At 64.2% G+C, this 18,578-nt stretch carries 17 protein-coding genes and 3 pseudogenes; 10 read left to right on the forward strand and 10 right to left on the reverse strand.

What is annotated here, in order from left to right; translation table 11 throughout:
* Positions 1-9: 9 nt before the first annotated feature.
* The 3 genes from K3725_RS04225 (at position 10) to K3725_RS04235 (ending at position 4,690) form a co-directional block, all read left to right on the forward strand.
* Positions 10-162, forward strand: coding sequence for a hypothetical protein (locus K3725_RS04225; protein ID WP_260017612.1), 153 nt, complete (start codon positions 10-12; stop codon positions 160-162).
* Between the two features lie 589 nt (positions 163-751).
* Positions 752-2,017: a diaminopimelate decarboxylase gene (lysA, locus tag K3725_RS04230; protein ID WP_260017613.1), complete on the forward strand. Its 1,266-nt coding sequence runs from the start codon at positions 752-754 to the stop codon at positions 2,015-2,017.
* Between the two features lie 48 nt (positions 2,018-2,065).
* On the forward strand, positions 2,066-4,690 hold the full coding sequence (locus tag K3725_RS04235) for a TIGR02302 family protein (RefSeq protein ID WP_260017614.1): 2,625 nt from the start codon (positions 2,066-2,068) through the stop codon (positions 4,688-4,690).
* Between the two features lie 61 nt (positions 4,691-4,751).
* Here the strand turns inward: K3725_RS04235 and K3725_RS04240 are convergent, their stop codons facing one another.
* Positions 4,752-5,828, reverse strand: coding sequence for a zinc-ribbon domain-containing protein (locus K3725_RS04240; protein WP_409201595.1), 1,077 nt, complete (start codon positions 5,826-5,828; stop codon positions 4,752-4,754).
* Between the two features lie 202 nt (positions 5,829-6,030).
* On the opposite strand from K3725_RS04240, the gene K3725_RS04245 reads away from it, so the two are divergent.
* The 5 genes from K3725_RS04245 to K3725_RS04265 all read left to right on the forward strand — a co-directional run bounded on the left by K3725_RS04245 (position 6,031) and on the right by K3725_RS04265 (position 10,139).
* A complete protein-coding gene (locus K3725_RS04245; RefSeq protein ID WP_039181773.1) occupies positions 6,031-6,708 on the forward strand; it encodes a cell division ATP-binding protein FtsE in 678 nt (225 codons plus the stop codon).
* The gene (locus K3725_RS04250; RefSeq protein ID WP_260017615.1) at positions 6,705-7,604 is read left to right on the forward strand and encodes an ABC transporter permease; all 900 of its coding nucleotides are present in this window, start codon (positions 6,705-6,707) and stop codon (positions 7,602-7,604) included. The genes K3725_RS04245 and K3725_RS04250 overlap by 4 nt, the downstream gene beginning before the upstream one ends.
* A complete protein-coding gene (locus tag K3725_RS04255) occupies positions 7,601-8,350 on the forward strand; it encodes a 1-acyl-sn-glycerol-3-phosphate acyltransferase (protein ID WP_260017616.1) in 750 nt (249 codons plus the stop codon). The genes K3725_RS04250 and K3725_RS04255 overlap by 4 nt, the downstream gene beginning before the upstream one ends.
* A 399-nt stretch (positions 8,351-8,749) precedes the next feature.
* Positions 8,750-9,640 (forward strand): AAA family ATPase, encoded by an 891-nt coding sequence (locus K3725_RS04260; protein ID WP_260017617.1) that lies wholly within the window; start codon positions 8,750-8,752, stop codon positions 9,638-9,640.
* Positions 9,641-9,893: 253 nt separating this feature from the next.
* Positions 9,894-10,139, forward strand: a complete 246-nt coding sequence (locus K3725_RS04265; protein WP_260017618.1) for a hypothetical protein — start codon at positions 9,894-9,896, stop codon at positions 10,137-10,139.
* Positions 10,140-10,170: 31 nt separating this feature from the next.
* Here K3725_RS04265 and K3725_RS04270 read toward each other — a convergent pair.
* Positions 10,171-10,464: pseudogene (locus K3725_RS04270) on the reverse strand (transposase); the annotation flags it as partial.
* Between the two features lie 104 nt (positions 10,465-10,568).
* Positions 10,569-10,763 (reverse strand): hypothetical protein, encoded by a 195-nt coding sequence (locus K3725_RS04275; protein WP_260017619.1) that lies wholly within the window; start codon positions 10,761-10,763, stop codon positions 10,569-10,571.
* A 56-nt stretch (positions 10,764-10,819) separates the two neighbouring features.
* On the opposite strand from K3725_RS04275, the pseudogene K3725_RS22615 reads away from it, so the two are divergent.
* Positions 10,820-10,906: pseudogene (locus K3725_RS22615) on the forward strand (hypothetical protein); the annotation flags it as partial.
* 3 nt (positions 10,907-10,909) lie between these two features.
* On the forward strand, positions 10,910-12,349 hold the full coding sequence (locus K3725_RS04280) for a hypothetical protein (protein ID WP_260017620.1): 1,440 nt from the start codon (positions 10,910-10,912) through the stop codon (positions 12,347-12,349).
* Between the two features lie 200 nt (positions 12,350-12,549).
* On the opposite strand, the pseudogene K3725_RS04285 reads toward K3725_RS04280, so the two are convergent.
* The 7 genes and pseudogenes from K3725_RS04285 to odhB all read right to left on the reverse strand — a co-directional run bounded on the left by K3725_RS04285 (position 12,550) and on the right by odhB (position 18,575).
* Positions 12,550-13,522: pseudogene (locus K3725_RS04285) on the reverse strand (IS5 family transposase).
* Between the two features lie 212 nt (positions 13,523-13,734).
* The gene (locus K3725_RS04290; protein WP_260017621.1) at positions 13,735-14,043 is read right to left on the reverse strand and encodes an EthD family reductase; all 309 of its coding nucleotides are present in this window, start codon (positions 14,041-14,043) and stop codon (positions 13,735-13,737) included.
* A 114-nt stretch (positions 14,044-14,157) separates the two neighbouring features.
* Positions 14,158-15,549, reverse strand: coding sequence for a dihydrolipoyl dehydrogenase (lpdA, locus tag K3725_RS04295; protein ID WP_260017622.1), 1,392 nt, complete (start codon positions 15,547-15,549; stop codon positions 14,158-14,160).
* A 70-nt stretch (positions 15,550-15,619) separates the two neighbouring features.
* Positions 15,620-15,889, reverse strand: coding sequence for a hypothetical protein (locus K3725_RS04300; protein WP_260017623.1), 270 nt, complete (start codon positions 15,887-15,889; stop codon positions 15,620-15,622).
* 226 nt (positions 15,890-16,115) lie between these two features.
* The gene (locus K3725_RS04305; protein ID WP_260017624.1) at positions 16,116-16,508 is read right to left on the reverse strand and encodes an MAPEG family protein; all 393 of its coding nucleotides are present in this window, start codon (positions 16,506-16,508) and stop codon (positions 16,116-16,118) included.
* Positions 16,505-17,002 (reverse strand): hypothetical protein, encoded by a 498-nt coding sequence (locus K3725_RS04310; RefSeq protein WP_260017625.1) that lies wholly within the window; start codon positions 17,000-17,002, stop codon positions 16,505-16,507. The genes K3725_RS04305 and K3725_RS04310 overlap by 4 nt, the downstream gene beginning before the upstream one ends.
* 58 nt (positions 17,003-17,060) lie before the next feature.
* Positions 17,061-18,575, reverse strand: a complete 1,515-nt coding sequence (odhB, locus tag K3725_RS04315; protein ID WP_260017626.1) for a 2-oxoglutarate dehydrogenase complex dihydrolipoyllysine-residue succinyltransferase — start codon at positions 18,573-18,575, stop codon at positions 17,061-17,063.
* Between the last annotated feature and the right edge of the window lie 3 nt (positions 18,576-18,578).

Raw genomic sequence — 18,578 nt, forward strand, 5'->3', positions numbered from 1 at the left:
GATATTGCCATGAAAACGGCTGTTGTTGTTCTGGCCCTGCTGGGCCTTGCTGCCTGCGATACCGGCGCGCCAGCCGCCAGCCCGCCGCAAAAGCCCGAACCAGCGGCAACCGGTGTGAAAGTCTCAGGCTTTGGCCGGGTCGGGGTTTCCGCCAGCTTCTAGCACACACGGGCAAGAGCCGGTCCGGGCCTCTGTCCCGTCCGGTTTCTGTCCGCTGTTGAGCGTTCCGTATCTGATATGCTGTATTCAGCTGTTAAGGATGGCGGCGCCGCCAAGGGGCGGAGGCGGGACGGGAGGGTTGCTCCCGCACGCGAAACGTCGTCTGTGCGTGCCCGTGCCAAGGGGCCCTGTTCCTGAACGCCGGGGGTGTCAGGCCCGGCAGTGACCGCGATCAGGAAACATCATGGCACAGGGGGCTTAAAATGCCGTCACTGGGGCGTACGCCGGGTGCGCAACACCACAGGCGCCGCGGGTGCCGCTGATGCCGGGCAGTGAGTATTTTGGGAAAGATGAAGGCGCAGGCCGGGTGTTTTCATCTTTCCCGAAATACTCAAATTCGGCCGCTCGTGCGGGACGTGACGCCGGAGGGGTTTGCTTTGGCCCGCCGCGCGCCAGCGCGGCGCCGGACCCAACGGGCGCGGGCACATCTTTGATGCGTCTGCGGCGGGCGGGAGAGCGCCTTTGTGTCCGCCAGGTCGCGCGGGGCGGAATCATTTGATCCATCTGCCCGTTTTGCCCTAAACGCGGGGGCATGGACCATTTTCTCTACCGCGACGGCGCGCTTTACGCCGAAGACGTTCCCATCTCCGAGATCGCCGCGGCGGTGGGCACTCCGTTCTATGTCTATTCCACCGCCACCCTGCTGCGCCATTTCCGCCTGTTTGACGAAGCACTGGATGGGACCGATCATCTGGTCTGCTTTGCGATGAAGGCAGCCTCCAACCAGGCGATCCTCAAGACCCTGGCACAGGCCGGTGCGGGCATGGATGTGGTCAGCCAGGGCGAATACCTGCGCGCCAAGGCGGCAGGCGTGCCGGGGGACAGGATCGTCTTTTCCGGCGTCGGCAAGACGGCAGATGAAATCCGCACGGCTTTGACCGGCGGCATCCGCCAGTTCAACGTGGAATCCGAGCCGGAGATGGAGGTGATCAGCGCCGTGGCTGCGGAGCTGGGCACCAAGGCCCCCATCACCATCCGGGTGAACCCGGATGTGGACGCCAAGACCCACGCCAAGATCGCCACCGGCAAATCCGAGAACAAATTCGGCATCCCGATTGCCCGCGCCCGCGAGGTCTATGCCCGCGCCGCCGCGCTTTCGGGGCTGGAGGTGGTGGGGATCGACGTCCACATCGGTTCGCAGCTGACCGACCTGGAGCCGTTCCGGCTGGCCTATCAGAAGGTGGCGGAGCTGACGGAAACCCTGCGCGCCGATGGCCACGATATCCGCCGCCTCGACTTGGGCGGCGGACTTGGCATCCCGTATGAGCGTTCCAACACCGCACCGCCGCTGCCGGTGGAATACGGCCAGATGGTCAAAGAAACCCTGGGCCACCTCGGCTGCGAGATCGAGATCGAGCCGGGCCGCCTGATCGCCGGCAACGCGGGCCAGCTGGTCAGCAAGGTGATCTATGTGAAGTCGGGCGAGGGGCGAGATTTCCTGATCCTGGATGCGGCGATGAACGACCTGATCCGCCCGGCGATGTATGAGGCGCATCACGACATCATCCCTGTTCAGGAAGCCGTAGCGGGCGTGGAAAGCCAGCCCTATGACATTGTCGGACCGGTCTGCGAGACCGGCGATACCTTTGCCAAGCAGCGCGATCTGCCGCCGCTGGCGGCGGGTGATATGGTCTCCTTCCGCAGTGCAGGCGCCTATGGCGCGGTGATGGCGAGCGAGTACAATTCCCGCCCGCTGATCCCCGAAGTGCTTGTGCACGGGGATCAATTCGCGGTTATTCGCCGCCGCCCGGACTATGAAGAGATGATAAACCGCGATACCATCCCGGAGTGGCTCTGAAGCAATCCGGACACGATCCGGCGCGGGCCATCAGATCATGAGGCCCCTATGCCCTTTGACCGCCAAAGAAACCGGCAGGCCGATCCGGTCCTGAAACCCCTGCGCTGGCCGCTGGGCCTGACGCGGGCCGGGCTGGTAGCGGAGCGTGCCTTGCGCAGCTTCTGGCCGCTGGCCTCGCTGCTGATGGCGGCGCTGGCGGCGCTGATGCTGGGGCTGCACCAGATACTGCCGGAGCGGCTGGCCTGGACTGGTGCGATGGCGGTGCTGATTGCCGCCACAGCAGCGCTGGGCTGGGGCGCCTGGCGCTTTCGCTGGCCCAGCAGGGCGGCAGCGCTGGACCGCATGGATCAAACCTTGCCGGGCCGTCCGGTCACGGCGCTGCTGGATACCCAGGCCATCGGTGCTGAGGATGCGGCCTCCGCCGCGCTGTGGCAGGCCCACCAGCGCCGGATGGCCGCGGCGGCAGCCAAGGCCAAGGCGCCGGCGCCTGATCTGAACATTGCATCCTCTGACCCCTATGGCCTGCGCTATATGGCGGGGCTGATGCTGGCTGTGGCGGTTCTGTTCGGCTCTGTCTGGCAGCTGGCCACGGTGAAGGATCTGAGGGCAGGCGGCAGCGCAGCCCTGAATGGCCCGGCTTGGGAGGGCTGGGCGGAACCGCCTGCCTATACCCGCTTGCCGGTGCTTTATCTGAATGATCAGGACGCAGGGGTGCTGAAACTGCCGCAGGGCAGCCGCGTCACCCTGCGCTTTTATGGCGAACTGGGTGCGCTGGAACTGGCGGAGACCGTCTCCGGCCTGAACAGCAGCGGAGCGGAATCGCCGCAGGCTTCAATGGAGTTCGACGTCACCCGCAGCGGCAGCTTTGCCATCGAGGGGGACGGCGGGCGCAGCTGGCAGGTGGAGGTGATCCCGGACACCCCGCCCTCAGTTGCGGTTGCGGGCGCGCCGGAGCTGGAAAACGACGGCTACACCACCCTAGGTTTTGCGGCGCAGGATGATTATGGCGTGGCAGCCGGCCAGGTGCGGATTGCGCTGGATCTGGCGGCGGTGGAGCGGCAGCACGGGCTGGCCGCGGACCCCGATCCGCGCGAGGCGCTGGTGCTGGACCTGCCATTGCCCTTGTCCGGCTCGCGCAAGGACTTCACCGAAAAGCTGATCGAGGATTTCTCCCAGCACCCCTGGGCCAACCTGCCGGTGGTTTTCACCTTCTCCGCGATGGATGAGGCAGGCCAGTCGTCTGCTGCCGCGGGATACGGGGCCGAACTGCTGACCCGCCGCTTCTTTGATCCGCTGGCTGCGGCGGTGATCGAACAGCGCCGTGACCTGTTGTGGGCGCGCGCGAATGCGGTGCGGGTGGCGCAGGTGATCCGCACCCTGACGCACCGCCCCGAAGGGCTGTTCCGCGACTATGGCGATTACCTGCGGCTGCGCACCATCCTGCGGCGGCTGGAGAGCTATACCGTTGCCGGAACAATCCCCGAACCGCAGCAGGAGGAGATCGCCGCCGCGCTGTGGGATCTGGCAATCCAGCTTGAAGAGGGCGACGTGGGCGACGCGCTGGAGCGGATGCAGCGGGCGCAGGAGCGGCTGAGCCAGGCGATGCGCGACGGCGCCAGCGAGCAGGAGATCGCGCGCCTGATGCAGGAACTGCGCGAAGCCACCCAGGACTATATGCGCCAGCTCAGCCGCCAGGCAGAGGCGAACGGGGAGATGATGGATCCGGGTGATATGCCCGAAGACATGATGACGCTCAGCCAGGACGACCTGCAAGCGATGATGGACCGTATCCAGGAACTGATGGAGCAGGGCCGCATGGCCGAGGCCGAGCAGGCGCTGCGTGAGTTCCAGGAGATGATGGAGAACATGCGGATGACCCGCTCGCAGCAGGGGCAGGGCCAGGGCAACGAGGGCCGCGAGGCGATGGAGGGGCTGGCCGAAACCCTGCGTGAGCAGCAGGGGCTGTCTGATCAGGCATTCCGCGATCTGCAGGAGCAGTTCAACCCCGGCGCCCGCCGCGGCGAGAACCAGGGCAATGAGGGTCGCGACGGCGGCCTTGGCCGCGGACAGAGCCATCAGGGCGGCCAGGGCGGCGACCAGGGCGACGGGCAGGGCAGCGACGGCGCCGAGAGCCGCAACCCTGATGGCCAAGGCGGCCAGGGCGGCAGCAATCGCGAACAGCCGGGTCAGGGCGGCGCGCTGGCCGACCGGCAGCAGGCGCTGCGCCAGCAGTTGCAGCAGCAGCGCGACGGGTTGCCCTATATGGGCGGTGAGGCCGGTGAGGCAGCGCGCGAGGCGCTGGACCGCGCAGGCCGCGCCATGGAAGGCGCCGAGGAGGCGCTGCGCGGCCGTGACAATGCCGAGGCCATCGACCGCCAGTCCGACGCCATGGAGGCGTTGCGCGAAGGCATGCGCAGCCTCGGCGAGGCGCTGGCGCAGCAGCAGCAACCGGGACCGCAGAACGGGCAGCAGCCCTCTGCCACGGCGCAGGGAGACCGGCTGGACCCGCTGGGCCGCAACAACGGCAGTATCGATGACGGCGGCAAGGTGGGCGAAGGCACGGCCTACCGCCGTGCCTGGGACCTTCTGGAGGACATCCGCCGCCGGGCCGGAGAACGCGAGCGCAGCGACCGCGAGCGCAGCTATCTGCAGCGGCTGCTGGACCGGTTCTGACCTTTGCAGCAGGGGCCGCTGACGGCAGAACCGCCCTTGGGGGTCCTCAGCGGACCTGTTATTACTGGGTGGCGGTGATGGACTTCACTTGGCTGTCCAGCCACAGCCGCGCCTGATCGATCCAGTCCACGTAGCTGCTGAGCGCTGGATCTGCCTGCGGCAGCTTCTCGGCAATCAGCGGTGCCTTGTCATAGATCATCACCAGGACCAGCGCCGCAATCACCGACAGGGCAAACCCGCGGGCAAAACCGCTCTTGCGCCGCAACGGCAATTCGTCCGGATCCGCCAGCGCTGCAGGGGCCGGGCTTCCGGCGGAGCGCAGGGTGGAGTTGATTTCCTCGATATCCGGCAACAGCTCCTTGCGCGAGCCGCTTTCAGCGGCGGCCAGCTGGCGCGGGTCCTCGCCGCGCATCCGCGCCATCCGGTCGCGGGCCTGGCGGCTGCGGCGGGCTGCTTCGTCATCGGCGGGAGCGGCGCCTTCCAGCCCGAGTTCGGGCTGTGTTTCCAGGCTCTGGGCCTCTGCCTTGCGCAACTCGGCCTCGCGCGCGGCTTCCTCGCGCAGGATATCGGACATCTCAGGGTCCAGCCTGCGTCCGCGCTGCGGCTGCTGGGCGTCCCCGGCGTGAAGGTCTTCGCCCTCGTCCCGGTTCTCGTCCCCGTCATGACCGCCGGCGTCATCGTCAGAGAACTCCTGCGGCGCGGTTGCGGCGGTTTCCGCTTCCTCTGCAGGTTCCGGGCTGTCTTCTTGCGCGGTGTCTTCCGGCGTGCTGTCTTCAGGCTCAGGCTCAGGCTCAGGCTCAGGATCAGGCGCAGCGTCCAGCTGCTGCTCGGCGTCCCGCTCGGCTTGCGCTGCTCTTTCCCGTTCTTCCTTCGCTTTCGCTGCGGCTTCCTGTTCGGCCTTTGCCGCCAGCTCCTGCTCTGCCTTTTCCCGTGCCTCGGCTTCAGCCGCCCGGGCAAAGGCTTCTTCGATGCCGATGTTCTCCAGCGCGTCCTCTGCGGCGGCTTCAGCGGTGCCCGCTGCCGCCTGGAACCAGGTCTGGCCGCAGTTCGAGCACTGCACATCACGCCCCTCAGGCGGGATCACGTCCTCGGGCACTTCGTATTGGGCTGCGCAATTCGGGCAGGTCAGGCGCATCATGCTCTCCTCGGCACCATCCCGCCGCCCGGCAGGCGGCAGATTGTTTTTCCTGAGATTATAGGCATCCGCCACAGGCGGTGAAAGTGGCAATTGCGGCAACCGCACTCACGCGGGTTTCCCGGCAACAGAGCCCCCATTGAAACTGCCGGCCCCTTGGGGCAAAACAGCCGGGCGCCAAAATGCGCGCGTTCAGGGGGCAGCAGTGATCGAGCTGGAAAATGTGGGCTACAACTACGGCGGCGGCGAGCTGCTGAACGCGGTGTCGGTGCAGCTGGCGCCGGGCTCGTTCCATTTCCTGACCGGCCCGTCCGGCGCGGGCAAGACCACGCTGCTGAAGCTGTGCTACGGCGCGCTGATGCCGACCGCGGGCCGGGTGCGCGCCTTTAACATGGATGTGCACGGGCTGGACCGCGACCAGATGGCCTATCTGCGCCGCCGGGTCGGCGTGGTGCATCAGGATTGCCGGTTTCTGGACCATCTGCCGGTGATCGAGAACATCGCGCTGCCGCTCTTGGTCTCGGGGCGTGAGCTGAGCCACGAGGAAGCCAACCTGCAGGAACTGCTGAACTGGGTCGGCCTGAGCGAGCGCGCCCATGCGCTGCCGCCGGAACTGTCGGGCGGCGAGCGCCAGCGGGCGGCGCTGGCCCGGTCGGTGATCCTGTCGCCGGATGTGATCATCGCCGATGAGCCGACCGGCAACGTCGACTGGGAAATGTCGCAGCGGCTGCTGCAGCTCCTGGTGGAGCTGAACCGGATGGGCAAGACCATCCTGGTTGCCACCCATGATCTGTCGCTGATCCGGGCCGCCAAGAACCAGGTGCAGGCGCGTGTGCTGCGGATTTCCAACCGGCAGCTGCAACTGGCGGGGGCGGACCTATGACCGAAGGCAGGCTGCGCAAGCTGATCCTGGGTGACGTTCAGGCCGACAGGGTGGTGCCGCCCAGCGGCTTTACTGCCCAGCTGACTCTGTTTGTCTCCGGCGCCATGGCGTTCCTCACGGTCTTTGCATTGGCGCTGTCGATGGCCTCCGGCCGGCTGGCCGACCAATGGGCCGAGGAGCTGGCCCGCGCCGCCACCCTGCGCATCAACGCCCCGGCAGAGCAGCGCGCGGCGCAGACCGAGGCGGCGCTGGAGATCCTGCGCCAGACCCCCGGTGTCGCCACCGCCCGCGCCCTGACCGGCGCGGAGCAGGCGGCGCTGCTGGCGCCCTGGTTCGGGGCCGGCGTGCCGGTGGGTGACCTGCCGCTGCCGCAGCTGATTGAAGTGACGGGCGATGAAGCCGGCTATGACGCTCAGGGGTTGCGGCTGCGGCTGCAGGCCGAGGTGCCGGGCGCGGTGCTGGATGACCATACCCGCTGGCGGGCGCCGCTGGTGGATGCGGCCCAGGCGCTGCGCCGCCTGGCTTGGGTGTCGATCCTGCTGATCGGCGGCGCCACCGCCGCGATGATCACTCTGGCTGCCAATGCGGCGCTGGCCGCAAACGCCCAGGTGATCGAGGTGCTGCGGCTGGTCGGTGCGCTGGACAGCTATATCGCCCAGGCCTTCATCCGCCGCTTCACCCTGCGGGCGCTGACCGGCACCGCCGCTGGTGTGGCAGCGGGCATGATCGGGGTCTTTCTGATGCCGGAAGCCTCTGCTGAGGGCGGTTTCCTGACCGGGCTGGGCTTTCAGGGCTGGGGCTGGCTGGCGCCCTTGCTGATCCCGCCGCTGGGCGCGCTGGTGGCCTTTGCCGCCACCACCCGGGCGGCCACCAAACGTCTGGGGGAACTGTCGTGAAACACCCGATCCAATGGCTGCGCTCGCTGGTCTTCATCACGCAGATGTATCTGGCGATGCTGGTGCTGGGCATCGTGTTTGCGCCCTGGGCGATGGTGTCGCCCAAGGGTGCGCGCACGGCTTGCAAGACCTATGCGCGCTGGTCGCTGTGGACCGCGCGCTGGATGGTCGGCATCCGCTCTGAGGTGCGCGGCCAGGTGCCTGAGGGCGAGGTGATCGTCGCCGCCAAGCACCAGAGTTTTCTGGATATCCTGATTATCTTCAACGCGGTGCCCTCTGCCCGGTTCATCATGAAGCGGGAACTGATGTGGACGCCGGTCATCGGCGTCTACGCCAAACGGCTGGGCTGCGTGCCGGTGAACCGCGGCAAGCGCGGCGCGGCGATTGCCAAGATGGTCAAGGATGTCGCCAAGGAAAGCACCGAACCGGGCCAGCTGATCATCTATTCGCAGGGCACCCGCGTGGCGCCGGGCGCCAGAAAGCCCTACAAGATCGGGACCGCGGTTCTCTATGACGGGCTGAACCAGCCCTGCGTGCCGGCCGCCACCAATGTCGGCGTGTTCTGGCCCCGCACCGGCATCTACCGCAAGCCGGGCCTGGCAGTGGTGGAATTTCTGGACCCGATGCAGCCTGGGATCGCCCGCGACGATTTCATGGCGCAGCTGGAAGAACGGGTCGAGAGCCGCTCAGACGCGCTGATGCGCGAAGCCGGTTTTGATCCGGACAAAGCGGCCGTCCAAGCCTGATCCGCCGGCCTGACCGTCTGTCCCGGTTGCGCGCTGCAGGCCAAGGGGCTCTGTTGCACAAATCGGCTGATGGCCGGTGTTCCCCTTTCCCCGGGCAGATGTATGACCCGCGAAAACGTGACCATTTTGGGGTTTTCTGACCATTGTGACACGGGTTTAATGACCACCGGCCGCGACGCGGCCGGTGGTTTCTTTTTAAAACAATGTCATAGGTGCCGGTTGCCTTTTGCCTGCTGACGAGGCCGGTTCGCCTGACCAAGCCCGCTGTGCCTGTTGACTGAAACCGCTGTTACGAGCAGGACTGCAGATCAAACCTGGCCAGGTTCTTTCCTTCACTTACCCGAGCACACCCTGTGCAATCGGGAGCCAGACGGCGCATTGCGCGGGAAAGGGCCAGATATGTCCAAGATCAAATTCATCGACGCAGAGTTCCTAGATGCCGACAAAGAACGTCGGGCAATACGGCGGCGCCTGGAGCGGTTTCTGATAGAACGGCGCGTATCAGAGCGCGGCGTTGTGCCTCCGGAACCGGAGGATCCGGAGGACGTCCTGCGGTGGGAAACAGACTTGATGGAGGTTCGTTTCGAGCGCGAAGTTCAGGACCGGATAGACCGCCGGGTGAACAGGCTGGCGGAGCGGCGGGAAGCGGCTGCAGGCCTCGTACACCTGAAGCGCGATGACCGAAGGGCGCTCGAGGGTCTGCGCAACGGGGTGAGCCTGATCAGGATCCGGACAGAAGACCAAGCGGATGAAATCGCCGCAGGTTTTCATGCCGGCATGCCCTGGATGGCACCTGCGACGGATCTCTTTTGGAAGTCGATGCGGCGATCCGTCCGCAACGGGGATTCGGGCTTTCGCTTGCCTCCGGTGCTGCTGGACGGCCCGCCGGGGATCGGCAAAAGCATGTGGGCCCGTCAACTGAGCACAGCACTTTGTGTGCCCCGCTGTGGCGTAGAGGCGACGGCAGAGCAGGCGTCGTTCGGCATCGTGGGCTCCCAGCGCGGTTGGGCCAACGCACAGCCGGGACGCCCTTTGATGACGATCCTGAAGCATCTGATCGCGAACCCGATTGTCGTTGTGGATGAGGTGGAGAAGGCCGGGGTCGCAACTTCGGTCAAAGGGAACAGCTTTGGACTTTCCGAGGGACTGCTGTCCCTTTTGTTGCCATCCTCAGCGGCATCTTGGCAATGCCCCTATTATCAGGTCGGGTTCGACATGTCCTGGATCAGCTGGGTGCTGACCAGCAACACCTTAACAACCTTGCCAGCCCCTCTGTTAAGCCGCCTGTAGGTCATAAAGCTGTCACCTGTCCCGGTGCCTGACCTGGTAGCCTTTGCCCGCCGTGAGGGCGGCAGGCGCGGGTTGGCTCAAGCGTCTGTCGAGGCCGTTGTCGAGGTGCTGGAGATTTCTGGTCAGACAGTGCCGTTGAGCTTGCGGCATGTCATCCGGATGCTCACCCGGGGGGAAGCGTTGGAGGCGGCTCGGCTTTTTCATTGAACATGCAATTTCTTTAAACGTTGAGCTTTGCTGGAAGGAGCCGCATATGGCCAGCCGAAATCATTACATCACTGTTGAAGCGCAGCGCATCACGGAGCGGTTTCCCGAGGTGTATGGGCCTCCGCCTTGGAGCATCAAGAAGACAAGCCTCGCTTGGGGCTTCGCCTGTGGCGAGGGCTGGTATCCTCTGATTGAGCGCCTGAGTGCAGATCTCGCCGACATCATACGTGAGGATGGTCTGACACGCTTCCGGGCGCAGCAGGTTAAACAGAAACTGGGTGAGTTGCGGTGATCAGCCCCACTTGAGCGGTCCAATTTGATTGTTAGTGCATGACCGGCCTTTGGTCCATCTGGACGATGGTTTCCGGGGCCGGAGGGCGGTAGCCCAGAGCACTATGTGGGCGTTTCGTGTTGTAGTGTTTCCTCCATTCTTCGATCAGGATTTGAGCTTCTCGCAGGCTGTAGAAGATTTCGCCATTCAAGAACTCATCCCTGAACCGGGCGTTGAAGCTTTCACAGTATCCGTTCTCCCAGGGTGAGCCGGGTTCGATGTAAGCCGTCTTTGCACCGACGGCTTTGATCCAGTCCTGCACGGCCTGCGCAACGAACTCCGGGCCATAGCACGTCGGGAAGATTGGCCGCTGAGAGGTTATGGCCGCGCGCGCAGCCGCTCGTTCTCTTTCTGAAGCCGCTTCAGTTCCCTCAATTGATCAGTGCCCATTCATTCCACCGTACCCTTCGCATCGCGCTCGAACCAGTGGCGCTGCGATGCTCCGATCTTCCAGCGGTAATAGGTCTGTTCAGTCACGCCAATCTGCCGGATCGCATCCAGACGCGGCATTCCTTGCGCGGTCAGTATCTCAACCTGCCGCAACTTCGTGACAATCTCTTCTGGCGTCGGTCGCTTGTTGGCCATGCGTTTCCTCCGTTTTACTAAACATAGCGGAGGACCACTTCAGTGGGGGAGCCTCAGTGACTGGGCCGGTTACCCGCTTTTGTCCTTCCTGTTTGGCGGAGGATGCCGCGGGTGTTGCGCGTCCCGCCGCCATGTGGCGGCATCGGTTGATCTGGACCCTGTCCGTGGTCAGGGTCTGTCCCGTGCATCAGATCCCTTTGCTCAGTCACCGCGGCGGGAATTGGGACGACGGTGCGCATGAACTTCAAGCGTTGCCTTGGCAGAGCGATGCCTTGGCGGTTGGACGTCAGGCCTCGCCGTTGCAAGGATATGTAGTTGCCAGACTGGCGGGCGCTTCTGGCCCCGCATGGCTCGAGGGCCAAGGGATCGAGCAGGCCGTCCGTGCCACCGAAATGCTGGGCGCGGTCATCGCGTTCGGATCCGAGCAGAAAGCCTCCAACATGACCGAAAACATGTGGGATGAAGCCGGACGCGCGGGGTGGGCGGCGGTGAGCGAGGGAGAGACGGCGATCCGCGCCACCTTTATGGATCTACTGAAACGCGCCGAGACCAAACCTGGCCCCACTCACCCCAAAACAGCTTATGGCATGCTCTACGCTTGGATGTCCGCATCGCGGTTTTCGAAGGATCCCGGGCCCATCCGCGCCCTTCTTCAAGAGCCCATCCTCGATACGGCCCCCCTGACGAAAGGTCAGATCCTCTTGGGCAGCCCTGTTGAGGCCCCCCGTGTCAGCAGTGTGGCGAAGATCGCAGCCGGAGAACTCGTACATCCGAGGACGCTCCGGAACCTGCTCGCCGACCAAGGGGTCATCTCCGCCTCTGACCGGGAGGCCCCGTGCGGCCATATCTTCCTGCGCTACGATGATGCGCGCCCGTCCATTCGAATGCTGAAGCATGCAGTGCCGGTCAGCCGTTTGCCGGGGTTGCTGGGGGCGTCCCGCCCCATGGTCTCAGCCCTTCTTGAAATCGGTGCACTCACGCGGCTGACGGGGGTCGAGGCGGCTTCCAGCAAGATGAGCAAGGCGGTCGATGGGCTGGAGATGGCGGCTTTCCTTGAGGGGATGCAGGCGCGCCTTCCTGAAGTCGCGGAGAAACCGACGACCATGGTGACGCTCGCCAAGGCTGCAGAGAAGGGGAGGGTAAAGCTGTCCGTCATTCTATCGATGTTGCTGCAGGGGCGCTTGCAGCGTGCATGCCGTTTGGCTGGTTCCCCTAGCCTGTCGGCCGTTCTCGTGGATCCTCGGGAGATCAAGTCGAAGCTTGCGCTTCCCCGTCCTGGGATGAGCGGGGAGTTGGCGCTCATCATCTTCGGGTTCGACCCCTCACGAGGCCGCCGAGTATTCTGCCATCCCAAGGCAGAACCGCTGATCGCATCCGAGCCTTACGGCGAGGACGTCTGGGTTTCGCCAGCGGCGCTGGAGAACTTTCGGCAGAAATACGTGGCCAAGAAGAGGCTGCCCTTGATCATGGGCGTGCGACCGCTCGCCATCGAGAAGTTGCTTCGGGAACGCGGGGTCAAGCCGATCTGGGATTCAAAGGAGTTCGGTGCCGCCATCTATGAAAGGGTAGACCTGCCCACGGTTTGATCCCGACACCACCGACTTTGAAATCGATGCCGCCGAAAGGCGGCATTTTCTTGCAAAATCGATGGTCATTTGTCCTGTGCCAAAAGGTCAGACTGGCCGCCCGAAGTTCGGAGGGCATTATTTATATTTAGTTATTTCAATGACTTAAATTTTTTTCGAGTGACCCCAATGGCGTATTTCAGGTGGGTCCTACAGCAGACTTATCCCACGGGCTCTGTGACAGGGATGCCGAGCGCAGTGTAGCCGTTCAGAACGGCGATACGGACCTGAAGCTCCGCGACCTGTCGGTCGAAGTCCCGCGCCATGAGGCGCTGCCCCAGCAGTTTCACGCAATGCATCTTCGTTTCGACGCGGCTTCGGCGGTGGTATCCGCTCCATCGTCGCCAGAGGGCACGACCGAGGTATTTCGATGCCCGCAGTGCTTCGTTTCGTGCGACCGCGCCGGCGGTGACGGTCTTCCACGGTTTGGCGTTCTTGCGGGGCGGGATGACAGCGTGGGCGCCGCGGTCAGCGATTGCATCGTGGCATTTGCGGGTGTCGCAGGCACCGTCGGCAGTGACGCTGCTGATCTGCTCGTACGCCGGGATCTGGTTGAGCAGGCCGGGTAACACCGGCGCATCGCCGATATGGTCCCTGTGATCTCTACGGCCCGAACCTCCAGCGTTTCCTCATCAATCCCCAAGTGGATCTTGCGCCAGACGCGCCGCTTGGGACCGCCATGCTTGCGGGCGTGCCGCTCGCCTTCGCCCTCGACCTTGATGCCCGTGCTGTCCGCTGCCCGGCAGTGCATCACGCAGTGATGTCACGAGAGGGGATCAGCAGGTGCAGTGGGCCCTTCGACCCGCGATACGGGATGTTCACGGCCAGGGTCTTCTGACGGCGGCTCAGCGTGCTGAAGTCGGGCACCGACCAGTCGAGGCCGACCAGCCGCAACAGGCTCTCGACGAAGCCTGTCGTCTGCCGAAGCGCCATGCCGAACAGCACCTTCATCGAAAGGCATGCCTGGATGGAGGCATCGCTGTAGGTCTGCTGGCGGCCACGCTTGCCTGTCGGCGCGGCATCCCAGCTCATCTCAGGGTCAAACCAGATCGTCAGCGAGCCGCGGCGCTTGAGCGCTCTATTGTAGGCTGGCCAGTTCCTGGTCCTGTAGGTCGGGGGTGCAGGTCTGCTCATGCATCCCAGCTACCACGCTGGATTCATGAGATGAATCCCACACGGAATTTGTGCAACAGAGCCACACCTGCTGGAAGCTTTACTCCATCCCCTTCGTCAAAGCCGCGCGCCGCCTGAAGCGGAACGGCAAAACAACAGGACGCAGAAGCCGGACGGATGCCGGATAACCGCGCCGCCAGGGCGCGGAGAGAAACCGGCGCCGGCCGGGGCGGTCAGCGGATCACTTCGCCAACCAATACCTGCGGCTGCACATCGGTAAAATTCGGAATGTCGTCCAGCGCAGGCCCTGCGGCCTTCATTGCCGCGTCCATCGCGGCCTGATCGGCAAAGACCAATGTGGCGATGGCAAAGAACGGCGGCGCGATGTCCGGCCCGCCTGCCAGCCCCTTGGTCACCACAGCCGATTGGATGTGCGGCCCCATGTGCTGGTCCACGATCTGCATGTGGGTGCCGGCGTAGTAAGCGTAGTCGAAGGTTTTGCCTTCGGCAGCCGGGTAGATGACTTGCAATGAAACGGGCATGGGAATGTCTCCTGAAGAAGAATAGCTGCCCCAGTCATATGCTGATTTGCTTCCATGCAAAACTAAAAGGGCAGCCCCGAAGGGCTGCCCTGAACTTTCTTCTTGGGGCGCTGCTCAGCTGTGGATCGGCCCGTCGCCGCAGGCCAGCGCGGCTTCGCGCACGGCTTCGGAGTAAGTCGGGTGGGCGTGGCAGGTCAGCGCCACATCCTCGGCAGAGGCGCCGAATTCCATTGCCACGCACAGCTCATGGATCATGTCGCCCGCTGCCGGGCCGATGATGGCGGCGCCCAGGATGCGGTCGGTTTCCGTATCGGTGATGATCTTGACAAAACCGCCCTCGGCCTGATTCACCGCCTTGGCGCGGGCATTGCCCATGAACATGAACTTGCCGGTCTTGATCTTCTTGCCCTCGGCCTTCAGCGCGTCCTCGGTCGCACCGACAGTGGCCACCTCGGGTGTGGTGTAGACGACGCCCGGAATGACGCCATAGTTCACATGGCCATGCTTGCCGGCAATCACCTCGGCCACAGCCATGCCTTCATCCTCTGCCTTGTGGGCCAGCATCGGGCCTTCGATCACGTCGCCGATGGCGTAGATGCCGGGCAGGCTGGTGCGCCAGTGATCGTCGGTGGCGATCTGGCCGCGCTCGGTCATCTTGATCCCCAGCGCATCCAGTCCCAGCCCCTCGGAGTAGGGTTTGCGGCCGGTTGCCACCAGCACCACATCGGCGTCCAGCACCACCTCGTCGCCGCCCTTCTTGGGCTGGTATTTAACTTTGGCCTTGGTCTTGGAGGTCTCCACCCCCTGCACCGCGGCGCCCAGGATGATGTTGAGCCCCTGCTTTTCCAGGATCCGCTTGAAGGAGCGCTGCACGTCCTTGTCCATGCCCGGGCAGACTGCGTCCATGTACTCGACCACGGTCACTTCCGACCCGAGGCGGGCATAGACAGACCCCAGCTCCAGACCGATCACTCCGGCGCCGATCACCGCCAGTTTCTTGGGGATCTTCGGCAGTTCCAGCGCACCGGTGGAGGAGACCACGATCTTCTCGTCGATCTCCACGCCCGGGATGGAGGCAGGCACCGAGCCGGAGGCGATCACGATGTTCCTGGCCTCGTGCACCTCATCGCCGACCTGCACCTTGCCGGCCGCCGGAATGGAGGCCCAGCCCTTGATCCAGTCGATCTTGTTCTTCTTGAACAGGAACTCGATGCCGCCGGTGTTCTGGCCGATCACCTCGTCCTTGTAGGCCTTCATCTGGTCCCAGTCGACCGAGGGGCTTTTGCCCTTGAGACCCATATGGGCAAAGTTGTGCTCTGCCTCATGCAGCAGATGGGTCGAATGCAGCAGCGCCTTGGAGGGAATGCAGCCCACGTTCAGGCAGGTGCCGCCGAGGGTCTCGCGGCCTTCGACAACAGCTGTCTTAAGTCCCAGCTGGGCGCAGCGGATGGCGCAGACATAGCCGCCGGGGCCGGCGCCGATTACGATGACGTCATATTGGGACATGGGTCGGTTTTCCTCGTTTCTCCCCGGTTCCGTTCAGCGGAACACGCATTAGGGGATAGTGGTCTGATGATCAGACGGGGGTCAACATCTTGATCGAGATATTGGTGACCCCGTCGCGTTCAAGGTGCATGGCAAGCTCTTCCGAGCCGAAGAAGGCGCGGGCCTTCTCCGGATCGGTAGTCGCGAACAGCGCCACGGCGTGGTTTTTCCGGTCCGGATCGCTCCAGACGTTCAGATCGGTGATGCCCGCGGCCTGCCGGTTGCGCTTGTCCTGCCGGAACACGGTGAGCCAGGCGTCGAAATCGGCCACATCGGCCTGCCAGAGAACATGGGTTGCCATCGGTGTTACTCCTTTGTCCGTATTGCAGGCAGGATGCACCGGATGGGGCGGGGAGCGCTTTGATTCCACTCAAATAAGGCGGGTTCGGTGGTCAGGTTTTCAGAAAGGGGGCGCTGCCCCCGGCCCATGCGCAATGGGGCTCCGCCCCGTTCGGCCCTGAAACCGTCCACTGGACGGTTTCCAAGACGGGCCTCACCCCCCGGAGTATTTTTGCAAAGGTGAAAGCTCATGCGAGGAGCACCCCCGCGAGCATTGCCGCAAGGCCGCTGGTGGCAATCAGCCAGATGGCGGTGCGCAGGTAGGGCACTCCGCTGAGGTAGGCGGGCAGGTAGAGGGCGCGGCCCCCGAGGTATGTGCAGATCCCGGCGGAGATCAGCGCGCTGTGCAGGCTCGCCAGTTCTGCCACCAGCGCCAGGGCGATGAAGACCGGGGCGGTTTCCAGGAAATTGGTGAAGGCGCGCCGCGCCCGGCCCGCCAGCGCGCCGCGGGAGACGGATGTGTCGCGCGGGCCTGCGGTCCACGCGTTGCCGACCGAGAGCTTCAAGAGGAAGCTGTCGCAGTTCACGTGGATCAGGGCGAGGATCGAGAGGCAGACAAGGCCCCAGAGCGGGAGAGTCATGTCCTCTTTTTCCGCGCCAAAGACTTCAGTTCCTTTTTGAAAGCTGCAGGCAAAAACGGAGCCAAAATGCCGTTTGTATTGCCATAAAGAAGAAGCGCAAAGTACGGTGCTGCAAGCAGACTTGACACAGTTGGAAGCAAGACTGAGTCGGAAAAGCCTGCGTTATATGCATAGTCTAGCCCTGCACAGGTCAGGGGAACCAAGATCGCAACTTCAACTAAAAGCCGGGCTTCGCCAAAAATGGACCCCAGAAAATGGTGGGCTTTGTACGCGGCCACCATTAGGTCGGATTTGTAGCAGAAAATCGACACACAGGTGCATAGCGCGTACACGGTAAACCACTTTGGACCGTTAGGCTGTGTTTCTAAGAGGCTGACCGACAAAATATTGGACAGCGAATAGATCAATCCAAAGGCATACAATGGGAATTTTGTCAGTTGGAGAAACCAAGCTTTTCGGATCTCCTTCTGGCTGACTGCTGGAAAATTTCTCAAAACGTATCTCCGCAAATACGGCCGCCCAGTATACAACCGAGCGGCCCCTTGCTTTAGCTTACAAATCCATCAGCAGACGGCGCGGATCCTCCAGCGCTTCCTTGACGCGGACCAGGAAGGTCACGGCGCCTTTGCCGTCGACGATGCGGTGGTCATAGCTCAGCGCCAGATACATCATCGGGCGGATTTCCACCTTGCCATTGATCGCCATCGGGCGGTCCTGGATCTTGTGCATGCCCAGGATTCCGGACTGCGGCGGGTTCAGGATCGGCGAGGACATCAGCGAGCCGTAGACGCCGCCGTTGGAGATGGTGAAGGTGCCGCCCTGCATTTCCGCCATGGACAGCTTGCCGTCGCGGGCGCGGGCGCCTTTTTCGGCAATCGCCTTCTCGATGGTGGCAAAGGACATTGCGTCGGCGTCGCGGATCACCGGCACCACCAGGCCCGTGGGCGTGCCTGCGGCGATGCCCATGTGGACGTAGTTCTTGTAGACGATGTCGGTGCCGTCGATCTCGGCGTTGACTTCCGGCACTTCCTTCAGCGCGTGGCAGCAGGCCTTGGTGAAGAAGGACATGAAGCCCAGTTTCACGCCGTGCTTCTTCAGGAACAGGTCCTTGTACTCGTTGCGCAGCGCCATCACCTCGGTCATGTCGACCTCGTTGTAGGTGGTCAGCATGGCCGCGGTGTTCTGGCTGTCCTTCAGGCGCTTGGCGATGGTCTGGCGCAGGCGGGTCATCTTCACCCGTTCCTCGCGCGCGGCATCGTCGGCGGTGACAGGGCCGCGGACCTGGGCCGGTGCCGGGGCAGGCGCGGCGGCAGGGGCTGCCTTGGCGGCGGCCACGGCGGCGGCGACGTCTTCCTTCATGATGCGGCCGTCGCGGCCCGAGCCGGTAACCTGATCGGCGCTGATGCCGGCCTCAGCCATGGCTTTCTCGGCGGAGGGCGCGTTGGCGACGTCCTTGGAGCCGGCGGCAGCGGCGGCCGGGGCAGGGGCTGCGGCAGGTGCGGCGGCGGCACCGGCGGCGCCGGAGGCGATCACGCCCAGCTGCGAGGAGGCCTGCACGGTGGCGCCTTCCGCAGCCATGATCTCAGTCAGCACGCCAGCGGCCGGCGCGGGCACCTCGACGGAGACCTTGTCGGTTTCCAGCTCGCACAGCATTTCATCCTGCGCGACGGTGTCACCCACCTTTTTGAACCAGGAGGACACGGTTGCCTCTGAGACCGACTCGCCAAGTGCGGGAACCATGACCGGCACCGGGGCGCTGCCGCCGCCGGAGGACGCAGCAGACGGAGCCGGTGCTGCCGCTTTGGCGGCCGGGGCTGCGGCAGCGCCGTTGGCCTCGGTCAGGGTGGCCAGCAGCGCGTCGACGCCGACGGTGTCGCCTTCTGCGGCAACGATTTCGCCCAAGGTGCCGGCGGCGGGCGAGGGAACCTCGACCGTCACCTTGTCGGTTTCCAGCTCGCAGAGCATTTCATCGGCATTGACGCTGTCGCCGGGCTTCTTGAACCAGGTGGCCACGGTGGCCTCGGTCACGGATTCGCCCAGGGTGGGTACGCGGACTTCGGTTGTCATGTC

This window comes from Leisingera sp. S132 (assembly GCF_025144465.1).
Taxonomy (GTDB): Bacteria; Pseudomonadota; Alphaproteobacteria; order Rhodobacterales; family Rhodobacteraceae; genus Leisingera.